A 13,713-nucleotide genomic window follows, 5' to 3' on the forward strand; every position below is an offset into this window, starting at 1 on the left:
GTGGCGAGACCGTTTCCTCGTGCGACTCGTTGGGTTCGCCGGGCGTTCATCGGGGCCTTCACCGTGGTCGTCCTCACCGGGATCGGCCTGTTCATCACCTACCGCCCCGGATCGAGCGGACTGAGTCGAGCGTTGATCATCACCCACCTGGTCGCCGTCGCCATCGCAGCCCAGGCCGTCGTCGCCTCAGGAGTGCTCGCGCTGATGGGACCGGGCCGAGCCGATCACACCGCTCGTCGAGTGCTCGGCCTCGTGGTCTCGGTGCTCGGCCTGGTGGTCTCGCTGATCACCGGTTCCCTCCTCGGGTGGGACCAGTTGGCGCTTTTCGCCGTGACCAGCGGCGACGACATCCGCGGCTACCGGTGGGTGTTCGGCAACACCGTCGATTTCGTACTCATCGACTCGAGCGTCATCGAGGTCGACACCGTGCAACGCCTGTTGACGGTCCACGTGGTGTCGGCACTCGTGGTGGTGGCTGCCGCCGTGGCGGTGGCGCGCACCGGGCGTCCCAACGAGGGAGCCCACCGGGGAGAGGATGCCCACCGGGAATGACCAGCGGGAACCCGGTGTTGGAGCGAACATGACCTCACCATCGCCGACGACGGCCGACGACATCATCGTGTACTGGCGGCCGGGCTGCGGGTTCTGCAGCTCGCTTCGCTCACAACTCGATCGTGCCGACGTGCCCCACCGGCTGGTCAACATCTGGGACAGCCCCGAAGCAGCAGCGACGGTCCGGTCGTTCGCCAACGGCAACGAAACTGTCCCGACCGTCCAGATCGGGGACGTCGGCCTGGTCAACCCCTCGCTCGACGAGGTCCTCGCTCTGGCCTCGAACCAAGGGGTCGCAACGACCGACCGCGACGCCTGACCGCTCCCCCAGCCAGCTCACCACGTCCAGCCGTAGGGGTGTGGCGTTGACCTGCTGAGAACGCTATAACCTGTCGATCGACGCAGAGGTGAGAGATGGACGTTTCCGCACGAACAGAAGACGGCGTCACGGTGGCGGTGCTCCAGGGTGAGTTCGATGCCCACCACAGCGACGGCGTGCTCGAAGAACTGGCCAAGGTCGAACCCGGCCCTGGCGGGCTCGTACTCGACATGAGCGGGGTGTCGTTCCTCGACTCGGCGGGTATCTCGGCCCTGATCCGGCTCCGAGAGCAGAACCCCGAGGGCACGGTGTCGATCACCAATCCCTCCACACCGGTCAAGCGAGTGCTCGGCATCGTCGGCCTGCTCGAGATCTTCGGCCTCGATCCGGCCTAGACCGCACCCACCTCAGTCACCAGCCGGCAGGTAGACCCGCATCTGATCCAACGCCCGGCGGAGCAGACGTGAGACGTGCATCTGGCTGATGCCCATGCGGTCGGCGATCTCCTGCTGTTTGAGGCCGCCGAAGAACCGGAGCTCGATGATTTCGCGCTCGCGGTCGGGCAACTTCTCGATGAGCGACTGGACCGCCATCGACACCTCGGCCTGGTGGAAACCGCCGTCGGTCTCGCCCAGCCGAGCGGCGAGCGCGTGCCCTGGACCGTCGTCCTTCGTCCCCGCCGGCAGATCGATGCTGGAGGCCCGATAGGCGGTCTGTACGTCGAGCGCCTCGATGATCTCGTCGTCGGAGTAGCCGGTCCGCTCGGCCAGCTCCTGGACCGACGGCGGACGGCCGAGATCAGCCGACATCGCATCGATGGTCTTGCGGACTTCCGCGCTACGTTCCTGCAAGCTGCGCGGCACCCGCACCGCCCAGGTCTTGTCACGGAAGTACCGTTTGAGTTCCCCCTCGATCGTGCGACCAGCGAACGTCGAGAACTTGATTCCCAGGGTCGGATCGAAGCGATCGACGGCCTTGACACACGCCAGCTGGGCGGTCTGGCGAAGATCTTCGTCGGGCACGCCGCGATTGCTGTACCGCTTGGCGAAGTAGACCACGAGCGGGGCGTAGCTCTCGACGAGGCGATTCCGCACGTCCTGGGAGCCGGTCTCTCGCAGCTCGAGGAACAGCCGCTCACGCTCCGCATCGCGAGCTGCCGTCGCCGATGACTCGCCAACAGCGCTGTCGCGTGCCGTACCGCCAGCCGCGCCGTCGCCAGCTGCGCTGTCGCGCTCAGTTGCCAACGAGGTCTCGTTCCTTGCGCAGTTCCACCCATCGCTCGCCGTCAGGCCGGGTGCCGAGCTCGTGCGAGTCGAGAATGGCCGCCAGGATCGCATCGACCAGATCGTCCGGCTCGCGGACTGGCAGGGCGTCACCTCGGCGGCTCGCCCGCAGACAGAACTCGCCTCCGTCGGCCTCGTAGATGATCGTGACCTTGCCGCCAGCGGCGTCGTCGAGCAGCAACCAGCCGATCGCTTCACCCACGGCCAGTCGGATGTCGTCGAGTTCTTCCACGTCGAACCCTCCGGCCGCCGCCATCGACGCTGCGTTCAGACGAGCCAGACTCAGGAATCGGGACCTCGCCGGGAACTCGATCGTGAGCAGCTCTTGCGTCTCGTTCATTCGCTCGATCCATTCATGGTTGTGCTTCTCCCCGACCGCGCTCACGCGCAAACATATCGTTTCGGTGGTCCTGCTCAGGGCATGAACGCACCATGGCAGACATCAACAACCCATTCCAGACCGACGAGGTCGTCGGCATCGCCCCGGCGCCGCGCCGCAACGACATCGTCGACGTGCTCCGCACGAACGGCTTCGACGTCGAGGTGCTCGACGGCCCCCACGACGCCGATCAGATCGATCTCGACGGCGACGGCCTCGCCGGGAAGATCATCCGCTTCTTCCAGCAGGGTGAGGAACTCGATTCGCTTCGTGAGTTCAAGGCCCAGCTCGAGGATGGCAACTCGGTCGTGCGAGTCCTCAGCGTCGGCGACCGAGCGGAGGAGGCCGGCCGAATCATCGTGGATGGCGGGGGCGAAACGATCTGGCACTACGGCAGCTGGACCTACCGCAAGCTGCACGACTGACGACCGGGTCTCAGCTCGCCGACTCGTCCAGCAGCGCTCGAGCCGACGGAGGTCCCCATGAGCCGGGCTCGTACGACTCGGGTCTCGCGCCCGAATCGAGCACGCCCTCGACGATCTCCCAGGCTCGAACGATGTCGGCGATCTGGGCGAAGTGACGTTGGTCGCCGTCGATCGCACCGGCAAGCATCGTGGCGTAGTCACCGAGGATCACCTCGCCCCGTTTCGCACCACGATGGTCCCCCGCCTCGTCGGCGGGGTGACCGGTCGGTGCACACGCCACCAGGTCCGTACGCTCCCCATCGACGTCGAGCCGGAGCACGACGATGCGCTCGGGTTTGATCCCGAAGCGAACGGTGTTCTCGCCGAGGTGGATCTCGATGCTCGTGACCGAGTCGGCAAGCTCCTTGCCGGTACGGAGCGTGATCGGCACGCCGCGCCATCGTGTGTTGTCGACAGCGAGCCTTGCGGCGACGAATGTTTCCACGATCGAATCGTCGGCGACATCGTCGAGGTCGCGATAGCCGTCGAACTGTCCCAGCACCACATCTGCCGGCGTCAGCGGCCGCATGTCGGCCAGCAGATTCGCTCGTGCCCGATCGAATGCCTTGGCCGAGTCGTCGGCCGGCGCCTCCATGAGCACGACCGCGATCATCTGCAACAGGTGGTTCTGAACAACGTCTCGGAGTGCTCCGACCGACTCGTAGAAGCTTCCCCGTCCATCCACACCAAACGCTTCGGCCATGATCACCTCGATGCGATCGACGCTCGACTGGTCGAACGCTGCGTCGATGAGTGGGTTTCGATACCGGAACGGAGCGAGGTGCTCGACCTCGGCCTTTGCCAGGAAGTGATCGACGGCGAACACCTGCGATGCCGGCATCAAACTGGTGATCTCGTCGTGAAGGGCCACGGCGCTGGCGACGTCATGGCCGAAGGGCTTCTCGACCACGAGTCGAGTGGCGGCGGGAAGCGCATCGGCAATGCCGCGTGCCACGCCACCGAACAAAACGGGCGGCAGCGCTGCATACACCACCGGGGCCACGTCGTTGCCGAGCATCTTCGACAGTTCGTCGTAGGTCGACGGCTCCTGTGAGTCCCCCCGGAGGTAGCGCAGATCGAGCACGTCTCGCAGGTCAGCCACATCGTCGTCGACGGCATCGTGCAACATCTGCCACAACTCGTCGTCGTCGAGCTGACTGCGGCCCACGCCCACCACCGGGCCGTCGAGCCGCCCGGCCCGGGCGAGCTCGACGATCGCAGGGAACAGCTTCTTCCGGCCGAGGTCACCGGTGAGCCCGAACATGACGAGTGCCGTCGTGGTCGATCGAGCGGTCATGAGGGCGTCGACAGTCGGTCGAGGTGGATGGCGGCGCTGATGAGCGACAGGTGCGTGAACGCCTGCGGATAGTTCCCGAGTTGGTCCCCCGATGGCGACACGACCTCGCTGAACAGCCCGAGCGGTCCGGCGAACGTCAGCATCTTCTCGAAGTGGATCCGTGCGTCTTCGAGCCGCCCGGCCCGGGCAAGGCATTCGACCAACCAGAACGAACAGATGCTGAACGAGCCATCGTCTCCCTCGAGTCCGTCATCGCTCGTCGCATTGTCGTAGCGGTCGACGAGCACGCCGTGCACCAGTCCGTCTTCGATCGCGGCCAGTGTCGACAGCCACTGGGGATCGGTTCCGGAAACGAACTTGACCAGTGGCATGAGCAGGAGCGAAGCGTCGAGCTGATCGCCGTCGAAGACCTGTGTAAAGGCCGCCCGATCCTCGGACCATCCCCGCTCGACGATGGCTGCGTGGATCTCGTCGCGCGTGCGTCGCCAACGGTCGAGATCTGCCGGTCGACCTCGAAAGTTGGCCATCCGAATCCCTCGCTCGACCGCCACCCAGCACATCAGCGCAGAGGAGGTGAAGCGCTGGCGGCCAGAGCGGACTTCCCACATACCGTCGTCGGGCTGATCCCAGTGATCGCAGACCCAGTCGACGAGCGCCGCCAACTCGCGCCACGTGGCGAGGGAGAGACCGGCGCCGCGCTTGTCGGCCAGATACATGCAGTCCAACAGCTCGCCGTAGGTGTCGAGCTGCAGCTGGCGTGAGGCGGCGTTGCCGACGCGTACGGGTCGGCTGTCGCGGTGGCCCGACCAGTGGTCGAGTTCGATCTCGTCCAGTTTGGTACTGCCGTCGAGGTCGTACAGCGGTGCCAGAGGAGACGCCCGCTCGTTGCGATCGTCGTCGATCAACCGGTCACCCAGCCAGCCGGTGAACGCCTCGGCCTCGGCGGTGAAGCCCAGCTCGAGAAAGGCGTAGAGCGTGAACGCTGCATCGCGGATCCAGACGTACCGATAGTCCCAGTTCCGCTCCCCGCCGACGAGTTCGGGGAGGCTGGTCGTGCCGGCAGCAATCACACCTCCCGACGCCTGGTGGGTCAGCAGTTTGAGGGTGAGTGCCGACCGTCGCACGACTTCGGCGTATGCCCCTCGATAGCTCGACTGCGAGATCCAGCTGCGCCAGAACGAGCTCGTCGCGCGTCGCAGCTCGTCATCGAGAAGGTCGACACCGTCGGTCCCGAGGGCGAAGCAGTGCGTCTCGCCTTCGCTCACCACGAAAGCGGCCGTCACCGACCGGGCGTCGTCGGCGATGGTGAGGTCGACGGTGCCGGTGGCCGAGAGCATGGTGCCACCGACGTCGAGCAGCACCGAACCATTCGACGCTGCGGTGAGCGTCGGCTCGCGCCGCCCATAGTCGGGGCGTGGTGCCATCACACTGCGCATCTCGATGGCGCCGCGGACGCCGGTGACACGCCGAACGAGTCCTCGGCCTGCGCCACCCACCACCATGAAATCCTCGACCTCGACGAGTCCCTCGTCGGAGTGGAAGCGGGTCACCAGTACGTTGGTGTCGGGGAGGTACATCTGGCGGTCCCGCCAGGACTCACCGACCGGTGTGATCGACCACGCGCCGCCGTCCTCGTCGAGAAGGCAGCCGAAGATGCTCGGTGAATCGAACCGAGGCCAGCAGCACCATTCGATGGACGCTGCTCGGCCGACGAGCGCAAGCGTCTCCATGTCGCCGATCACGCCGTGCTGTCCGATGGGGGTCGAGGATCCGTGAGCCACCGGCTCGACCTACCCCTGACGAGTTGGGTCAAACGTGCCGGTCGGATCGACCGGCACGCTCACACGCCCGTACGGCTCCCCGGTTGGTTCGGTCACATGGTCTGCGTGTTCGACCGCCACGAGCGATTGCCAGCGGCGTCGTAGGCACGTACGGCCACGGTGACGCCCGGCGTCAGTGGCATGGTCACCTCCGTCGTGGCCGAGGTGGCAACGACGGCACCGGTGGCAACATCGAGGATTTCGTAGCCGACCACACCGACGTTGTCGGTCGAGGGCAGCCACACGAAGCTGATCGTGGTTGCGTCCGAACTGGCGATGTTGAAACCGCGGGGCGTGCTCGGGCGGGTGATGTCGTCTCCCGTCAGGACGACGGAGCGGATACCTGAGCGCCACGACCGGTTGCCGTCGGCGTCTTGCGCTTTGACGTAGAGCTCATAGGTGCCGGCGGCCAGCCCGGTGACGGTCACCGAGTTGGTCGGCGACGTGGCGATCACCTGACCGGACAGATTGTCGTAGACCTCGTAGCCGGTCACCCCGACGTTGTCGGTGCTGGGGTTCCACGTGAGGTCCACCGTCGACGACGTGGCGTTCGCCGCCGTCGGACTGCCCGGGGTGCTCGGGCGGACGCTGTCGAGCACGGCGAGGTCACAGATCTTGGTGAGGGAACGCTGGCTCACTCCGTTGGTGGCCGAGATCCCCCCGCCGACCCACAAGCAACCGTTCGGTGAGGTGTGCAGCGCCCACGGCCCGGCCTGGCCGGAGAAGTCGGGCACGAAGGTGTCGACCTTTGCGCCCGTCGCACCGTCATAGGCGATGACCCAGTCGATGTCGGTGACCGTACCCGTCCAGTTCATCGGTTGGCCACGGAACAACGTGTTCACACCGCCGTCGTTGCGGCTCCAGTGCTGGTTGAAGCAGTGGCAGCTGGCATACACCCGGCCGGTCGCCGGGTCGTACTCGGCGGCCTGGTAGTCGCCACCGGCGGGATTCGTGGTGTGTGACCACTGCAGCGCCATGTCGGTTTCGGTATAGGCGTTGAGGATGTGCTGCGATCCGCCGATGAAGACCAGGCCCTGCGGTGTGGTCTCCACCACCTGCGCCCACTCGGGATAGTCGTGATTCAGCACGTAGCGCCAAGAACCCAACACATGGCCGGTGTCGTCGAGGCGGGCAACGTGCTGGGTGCCGGCCTGGCCATCGACCGAAGTGAAAGAGCCAACGATGTAGATGGCGTCGCTCGTCTTCGATGGGGCCAGATCCCAGGTGGTGCCACCGACCATCGTCGGCAGCCACGTGGTGTCGATCACGCCGGTGGAGGCCGACACTCGACCGACCCCGTCGGTGGCAACTCTGACGCCGTTGACGCCGAGGTAGTCGAACGATCCGCCGACGTAGAGCTGGTCACCCTCGAGATCGAGGGCGCGCACGACGGCGGGCGAACCGCCCGAGACCCGAGTTCGCCAGTTCCAGTCGACTCGCCCGGTCGCCGGGTCGAGGGCGACGAGACCCTTCACGTTGGCTCCGTCGACGGTCTCGAATTCACCACCGACGAACAGCCGACTGCCGTCGGCCGAGCGCTGCAAGGCGTACACCGGTCCGTCGAACTGCGGAGTCCACGAGCTGATCCAAATGCCGGTTGCGGCGTCGAATGCGGCGATGAACGGCTGGTCGAATCGATCGGTCTCGTGGGCGATGCGTGAGAACTTGCCGCCCACGTACACCCGGTCGCCGATCTGCTCGATCGCCCAAACGTCGTTGTCGATCAAGTCGGTGGTCGTGCCGGTCACGGTCCCGTCGACGCCCCACCAGGTCTGGTTCGTCGGATCGATCTCGGCGGCGACCGGCAAAGCGAAGAGTCCGAGGCCACCGACGGCCACGGCGAAGGAGAGGACGATCAATCGGAGCACACGCATGCTCACAGCGTGACGAGACCAAGCGGGCACCGCCAGAGAAGGCTTGCCCACGTTCCGTGGCGTCGCTGAGGGTTGCGACAAAAGGTTTGCGCCGTCGATCACGGGGTAGCCCGCCATCCGTATCCAATCGAAAGGAGCCACCATGGCTGGAGAAGTCGATCAGATGAAGGGCCGCATGAAGCAGGCCGCCGGTGACCTCACCGACGACGACAAGCTCAAGGCGGAAGGCAAGGCCGACGAGGCCGGAGGCAAGATCAAAGACGCCGTCGACGACGCCATCGAGAACGTCAAGGAAGGCGCCCAGAAAGCGATGGACGCCGCACGGTCGGCAACTCGCTGACGTCGCCGAGGTGCCCTCGCCGGCTACGAGCGCACGTAGTGCAGCTGGCTGAAGCGTCGCCGCATGGCCGACACGTCGTCGGCCACGGCGGCTGCCGGCGAATCGGCATCCAGACCCCGGGCGATGAGGTCGGCCAGTTCCGGCATGTCGGTCGGGGTCATCCCCCACCGAGCCATCTCGTTCATCCCTAGCCGCAGCCCGCCCCCCGAGGCTTCCGCGGTGTCGGTTGGAAGACCGATGGCCGAGGCGAGCAGACGCCGTTCCCGCAAGCTCACCGCCGCGGCATGTCCCCCGCCAAGGTGGCGAGCATCCACCGCAAACGCATGTGACTCGGTACCCCCGAAGTCGGCTGCGAAGATCGGTACGCCCCTCGCCGACAACGCTCCGACGAGTGACTGCGCCGTCGCCACCATGGCGGCGGCGTAGTCCGTTCCGTGGGTCTGCCAGTCGAGCATGGTGATGGCCAGGGCAGCGGTCTTTGCGGCGTCGAAGTTCGCAGTCAAACCGGGGTACGCGATCGCGTCGACCCGTTCGGCAATCGCCGAATCATTGGTGAGCAACAGTCCTGACGGCGGGCCGCCGAGACTCTTGTACGTGCTCATCGTCATCAGATGGGCCCCTTCGACGAGCGGATTCGGCCACGCGCCACCGGCGATCACGCCGCCGAGATGCGCGGCATCGAACAACACCACCGCACCGATCTCGTCGGCGATCTCGCGAATGGCCGACACCGGATGGTGGAACAGGTTCAAGCTGGCGCCGACCGTGATCACCTTCGGCCGGAGCTCACGAGCCGACATGGCGAGGGCGTCGACATCGATCACGTAGCGGGCTGCGTCGAACGGCGCGTCGTGGGTATCGAGGTGGTAGAGACCCGCCACGCCCGCCTGATGATGAGTGACGTGACCGGCGATCGCCGCCGGTGAGGCGATGATGGCATCGCCGGGTGACGTCGTCGCCATGAAACCGAAGAGGTTGGCCATGGCACCCGATGGCACACGTACCTCCGCGTAGTGGGCATCGAACACTTCGGCCGCCAGTTCGGCCGCCATCACTTCGATGGCCTCGATCGCCTCGAGACCCATCTCGTACTTGTCTCCCGGGTAGCCGAGCGACGGGCGACTACCGAGCCCCGACGACAGTGCCGCCTCGGCGCGTGGGTTCATGGTGTTGGTCGCCGGATTGAGGTTGATGCACTCCTCGTCATGGATCCGTCGGTTCCACGCGATCAGTTCATCGAGTCGTGCGGCATTGGCATCGGGTGTCGCCGACGCAGCGGTGTCGGCGATGCGCTGGACAAGTGCTTCGGCGGCGGCAGGGACCCAGGGTCGGGCGTGGAGATTGGTCACACCGACAGGATGTCGGATCAACGCCCCCGCTTGCGACCCTTTCGCTTGGAGAACGACTCCAGGGTGCGGCGCTGATCTGCGCTCAGGCTCTCGACACCGAAGGCGGCGATTTGATCGAGGATCGGATCGATGTCGAGCTCTCGGAACCGGGCGTCGTCGAGTTCACGCACGGTTGCTGCCGAGGGCGCCGGGGCCGCCGCGCGCCCGCCTGAGCGGCGCTGGATCGCTGGGATCGGCAGTTCTTCGGCCAAGCCGAAGGCCTTGGTGGCAACCGCGATCAGACCCAGCGTGAGCAGGAAGTGCAGCGCCCCGATCCAGTTCCGGTCGGCGAGATAGCTGAGCAGCTGGAGCGCAATGACGACCGCTGCCATCACCCAACCCGGGATTCCGAAGAAGAAGCGGACACCGGGCAGGTACAGCACGAAGACGAAGAACAGCAACTGGCCGAGCAGGCTCCCGCCAGCGAGCGCGATCGGGGCGCCGGATTGGTCGAGCAGGTAGAAGGCCAACCCGAGCACGGCCGGGATGGCGACGATGACGGCGAGGAACTGCGCCATCTTGACCCGACCCAGTGCGCCCTCGATCTGGGAACCGAACGAGAAGATCAAGAACGCTGCGACGAGCGTCCACAGGCTGATCGCGCTGGGCACAAACCAGGTGAGAAGCCGCCACACCTGGCCCGCAGCGACGTCGGATGCGTTGAAGACGAGCCACTGGCTCGCAGGGTTCGCCCGGCCTTCGACGGCCACCAGCACCATGCCGACGACCACGGCCAATGCCGCGATGCCAGCCGACCCGACATCCCACGTACCAATCCGGAACCACGGGTCTTGGCCGCCGCCGAAGCGGCTTTGGCGGAAGCTGTACATGCCGAAAAGGTACCCGGCCCACACCACAACCGCATGGGCCGTCCGTCCGTGCAACCGTGGGTCGACACCGGGATTGGGCTCGCGCTAGCTTGCGGCCACGCCCCGAGGGAGCGCTTCCTTGCCACGTTCATCCTCACCGGCCGCTCGACGTGGCATCGTCACCGTCCTGGCGTCGGCCGCGAGTATGCGGTCGCTGCTCGTCGCCCTGCTCGGTCTGCGCCTCGCCGAGGACGCCGCCTGGCTCACGTTGTTGCTGTACGCCTACCAGAAGGGCGGCGTGGGCGAAGCCGGCTGGGTGGCCGTCGCGTTGCTCGCCCCCGCCGTCGTTCTCGCTCCCGCCGTCGCTGCGGTGGTCGACGCTGCGTCTTCCCGCCGAATCCTCCCGATCGGGTTCGCCCTCATGGCAGCCTCACTCGGCGCCACTGCGGGCGCCGTCCTGCTCGATGCGCCTTCGTTGGTCGTCTACGGTTGTGGGCTGGTGTTCTCGGTACTCCTGACGTTCCCGGCACCTGCTGCGGCGTCGGTGGTACCCCGCATGGCCCGGTCGCCGGATCAACTGACCGCCGCCAATGTCGGGGTCGGCATGATGATGAGCCTGGCCGAGCTGCTGGGACCGGCCGTCGCCGGTGTGCTGCTCTACTTCGTCGACCTCGGGGCCGCATTGGCCGCGATGGCAGGATTGATGACGCTCGGCGCGTTGCTCGGGCTGCGGGCGGTGCCCGGCGATCTCGCCCCGAGAGCGCACGTCGACGATCCTCCGATCAACGCCATCGGCGAACGCCTCATGGCCGGGCTCCACCTCATCCGCCGCGACCGTCCGACACTGCTGATCGTGTTCGTGCTGGCTACGACGTCGATCGCGGCCGGCGCGCTCGACGTTGGTGCCGCGGCGGTCGCCGTCGAGTTTCTCGGTCGCACCCAGGACACGGCAACGATCTTGGTCACCTCACTCGGTGCCGGCACCCTCCTCGGCGTCGTCGTGAGCATCGGACTCGTTGGCCGTCGGCGTCTGACCCTGGCCATCGCGGGCTCGTCGATCGTTGCCGCCGGCGCCTTCGCTGCGCTTTCGCAGGTGCGGTCGTTGGTGCCGGCGGTCGTCCTGCTCGTCCTCGTCGGTGCCGGCACGTCGGTCAGCTCCATCGCCGGCCGAACCATGCTGCAGAGCCTCACGCCCGACGACACCCTGGCCCGCGTCTTCGGCGTGCTCGAGTCCACCAGCACAGCGGCCCTTGCGCTCGGCGGCGCCGCCTTCTCGCTTGCGGTGGTGCACCTCGGGCTTGGATCAGGGCTCCTGCTCCTCGGCGCGCTCGGCGCCGTTGTCCCGGTGCTGCTGTGGCCCGCCCTCCGAGCGATCGATGCCGATCGAGCCCCCGTCGACCTCGAACTCCTCGCCCTCCTCCGGTCCACGGTGATCTTCGCACCGCTTCCTCCCTTCGCGCTCGAGCAGTTGTTGCGGAACTTCGTACGAGAGGAGGCGACGCCCGACCAAGTCGTGCTGCGCCGCGGCGACCCGGGAGACGACATGATGGTCATCGGGCGCGGACACCTCGTCGTGCACCTACCCGACGGTGGCACGATCGAGCGGGGCGTGGGCTCCTACGTCGGCGAGCTGGCCCTGTTGACCTCCGGCACCCGCAACGCCGACGTCGTCGCTGGACCCGACGGCGCAACGCTCTACCGGCTCGACCGCACCGTCTTCCTCGACGCCGTCGACCGGGCTCCTCGCAGTCGGGCCCGGGTCACCGCGGAAGCCGATCGGCGGTCGATTTCGGGACAGAATTCGAAATTCCTCGGGATCGAGAATGCGAAGGACCGTCGAATTCGCTAGAAAGACGGTCGTCGACCGGGAGGAGGACGCCGCCGCCCCTCTTCCCGGTCGGCACTCCTGCCCCCGCCGGTGCGTCGACCCTCCGCGGCGACCATGGCCGAAGCGGCCGCGGCGAGTGCCGTGACCAGCAGCGAACTCAGGTGCTGGCGAGTGAGACCGTCGCCCAGGTGGGGCAGCCAGAACGAGCCGACCGAGCGAACGCCTGCGACGATGAGGGCACCCAGCGCCACGGTGAGGGGCGCATCGAGACGTGCCGCCCGTGCATGGAGCCAGAGCGCGCCACCCGCCATGGCAACCGCCATCACGATGCCGACGGGCACCATCGTGGTGCTGACCCCTGCGGCCGGAGCCCCACCGGACTGGTGGGCCCGAAACACCCACCACGCACGACACACGTCGCCTCGTAGCCAGCCGTTCCCAGCAGTCCGAGCGGCACCAGCGCAGCCAGTCGTGCCATGACCGCAACGCCGGAACGCCGAGCGGCTGCTGCGGCCACGATTGCGGCAACAACGACGCCCGGCCAGAACTCCACGCCGCTACGGATGATCAACACGTCGGTCACTCGGCCGAATGCCGCCGGGTCATCGAGGACGATCGCCGTCAGCCGCGCCACCACCAACCCGGCAAGCAGGGGCCCGAGGACCACGTCGAGCAGATCGGGTGCGAGAGGGTCGGTGTCACCGGAGCGCTCGCCCCCGCTCGACCATCGGCGTGCCACGACGATCGGCACGCCGAGCGTCACGACCATGCTGAGCAGCAGGCCGAGATCGATCACCCGAGCGCCTCGGCAACGAGTCCGGCGAGACGCTGCTCGGAGATGCCGCCGTCGACTCGAGCCGTGATCACGCCGTCGCGATCGAACACAAAGGTCGACGGATAGGCCGACACGGCGAACGCTCGAGCAATCGATCCGTCGGTGTCGAAGACGTTGGGGTAGCCGACACCAACGTCGACCATGAACTGCTCGGCGTCAGCGACCTGATCGTTCGACGCCACGCCGAGGAACGTCACCTCGGCCTCGTACTCGTCTGCTGCCGCCTGGAGCAGGGGCATCTCGGCCCGGCACGGGGCACACCACGAAGCCCACACGTTCACCACCACCGGGCGGCCGCGCTGGCCGGCCAGCACCTGGGCGAATGACTCGGCATCCGCAGCGGTGATGCGCCCGGCGTCGGGGAGGGAAATGGGCGTACCCGCTCCCCCATAGTTCGGGAGGTCGGCCGGGGTGAGTGACGAGATCGCCAACCACGCCACTGCGGCGACCGCCACCGCCGCCAGCCCCGCTCGTGCTGCCCAGCTTCGCTTGTCGGTCGGCTCCATGAGCCGCCAACGCTACTGC

At 66.9% G+C, this 13,713-nt stretch carries 16 protein-coding genes; 6 read left to right on the top strand and 10 right to left on the bottom strand.

The annotated features are described in order from the left end of the window. The 3 genes from R2733_23715 (at position 1) to R2733_23725 (ending at position 1,266) form a co-directional block, all read left to right on the top strand. Positions 1-552: a hypothetical protein gene (locus tag R2733_23715; GenBank protein ID MEZ5379529.1), complete on the top strand. Its 552-nt coding sequence runs from the start codon at positions 1-3 to the stop codon at positions 550-552. Between the two features lie 28 nt (positions 553-580). Next, positions 581-871, top strand: coding sequence for a glutaredoxin domain-containing protein (locus R2733_23720; protein ID MEZ5379530.1), 291 nt, complete (start codon positions 581-583; stop codon positions 869-871). Positions 872-966: 95 nt separating this feature from the next. Next, positions 967-1,266 carry an STAS domain-containing protein gene (locus R2733_23725; GenBank protein ID MEZ5379531.1) on the top strand — a complete coding sequence of 100 codons (300 nt, stop codon included), beginning with the start codon at positions 967-969 and terminating at the stop codon, positions 1,264-1,266. Between the two features lie 12 nt (positions 1,267-1,278). On the opposite strand, the gene R2733_23730 is transcribed toward R2733_23725, so the two are convergent. Both R2733_23730 and R2733_23735 read right to left on the bottom strand, forming a co-directional pair. Then, entirely contained in the window at positions 1,279-2,115 is an 837-nt protein-coding gene (locus tag R2733_23730; protein MEZ5379532.1) for a SigB/SigF/SigG family RNA polymerase sigma factor, read from the bottom strand. Continuing rightward, on the bottom strand, positions 2,105-2,494 hold the full coding sequence (locus tag R2733_23735; protein ID MEZ5379533.1) for a hypothetical protein: 390 nt from the start codon (positions 2,492-2,494) through the stop codon (positions 2,105-2,107). The genes R2733_23730 and R2733_23735 overlap by 11 nt, the downstream gene beginning before the upstream one ends. Positions 2,495-2,586: 92 nt before the next feature. Here R2733_23735 and R2733_23740 point away from each other — a divergent pair, with 92 nt between their 5' ends. Then, positions 2,587-2,958, top strand: a complete 372-nt coding sequence (locus R2733_23740) for a hypothetical protein (GenBank protein MEZ5379534.1) — start codon at positions 2,587-2,589, stop codon at positions 2,956-2,958. 10 nt (positions 2,959-2,968) lie between these two features. On the opposite strand, the gene R2733_23745 is transcribed toward R2733_23740, so the two are convergent. From R2733_23745 to R2733_23755, 3 genes are all read right to left on the bottom strand, one after another. Beyond that, on the bottom strand, positions 2,969-4,294 hold the full coding sequence (locus R2733_23745) for a hypothetical protein (GenBank protein MEZ5379535.1): 1,326 nt from the start codon (positions 4,292-4,294) through the stop codon (positions 2,969-2,971). Next, positions 4,291-6,075: a glycoside hydrolase family 15 protein gene (locus tag R2733_23750; GenBank protein ID MEZ5379536.1), complete on the bottom strand. Its 1,785-nt coding sequence runs from the start codon at positions 6,073-6,075 to the stop codon at positions 4,291-4,293. The genes R2733_23745 and R2733_23750 overlap by 4 nt, the downstream gene beginning before the upstream one ends. A 92-nt stretch (positions 6,076-6,167) precedes the next feature. Further along, on the bottom strand, positions 6,168-7,988 hold the full coding sequence (locus R2733_23755; GenBank protein ID MEZ5379537.1) for a fibronectin type III domain-containing protein: 1,821 nt from the start codon (positions 7,986-7,988) through the stop codon (positions 6,168-6,170). 142 nt (positions 7,989-8,130) lie between these two features. On the opposite strand from R2733_23755, the gene R2733_23760 reads away from it, so the two are divergent. Next, a complete protein-coding gene (locus R2733_23760) occupies positions 8,131-8,328 on the top strand; it encodes a CsbD family protein (protein MEZ5379538.1) in 198 nt (65 codons plus the stop codon). 23 nt (positions 8,329-8,351) lie between these two features. On the opposite strand, the gene R2733_23765 is transcribed toward R2733_23760, so the two are convergent. Continuing rightward, positions 8,352-9,677: an aminotransferase class I/II-fold pyridoxal phosphate-dependent enzyme gene (locus R2733_23765; GenBank protein MEZ5379539.1), complete on the bottom strand. Its 1,326-nt coding sequence runs from the start codon at positions 9,675-9,677 to the stop codon at positions 8,352-8,354. A 17-nt stretch (positions 9,678-9,694) separates the two neighbouring features. Continuing rightward, a complete protein-coding gene (locus R2733_23770) occupies positions 9,695-10,546 on the bottom strand; it encodes a hypothetical protein (protein ID MEZ5379540.1) in 852 nt (283 codons plus the stop codon). Positions 10,547-10,664: 118 nt separating this feature from the next. On the opposite strand from R2733_23770, the gene R2733_23775 reads away from it, so the two are divergent. Beyond that, complete coding sequence (locus R2733_23775) at positions 10,665-12,374, top strand: cyclic nucleotide-binding domain-containing protein (protein MEZ5379541.1); 1,710 nt, start codon at positions 10,665-10,667, stop codon at positions 12,372-12,374. Here the strand turns inward: R2733_23775 and R2733_23780 are convergent. From R2733_23780 to R2733_23790, 3 genes are read right to left on the bottom strand one after another with little or no spacing between them, the layout of a single operon-like run. Continuing rightward, on the bottom strand, positions 12,371-12,694 hold the full coding sequence (locus R2733_23780; GenBank protein ID MEZ5379542.1) for a hypothetical protein: 324 nt from the start codon (positions 12,692-12,694) through the stop codon (positions 12,371-12,373). The genes R2733_23775 and R2733_23780 overlap by 4 nt on opposite strands. After that, complete coding sequence (locus tag R2733_23785; GenBank protein ID MEZ5379543.1) at positions 12,676-13,149, bottom strand: hypothetical protein; 474 nt, start codon at positions 13,147-13,149, stop codon at positions 12,676-12,678. Before R2733_23785 ends, R2733_23780 begins: the two co-directional genes overlap by 19 nt. Further along, the gene (locus R2733_23790; GenBank protein ID MEZ5379544.1) at positions 13,146-13,694 is read right to left on the bottom strand and encodes a TlpA disulfide reductase family protein; all 549 of its coding nucleotides are present in this window, start codon (positions 13,692-13,694) and stop codon (positions 13,146-13,148) included. Before R2733_23790 ends, R2733_23785 begins: the two co-directional genes overlap by 4 nt. Positions 13,695-13,713: the final 19 nt, after the last annotated feature.

The sequence above is a fragment of the Acidimicrobiales bacterium genome, from assembly GCA_041394265.1.
Taxonomy (GTDB): domain Bacteria; phylum Actinomycetota; class Acidimicrobiia; order Acidimicrobiales; family SZUA-35; genus JBBQUN01.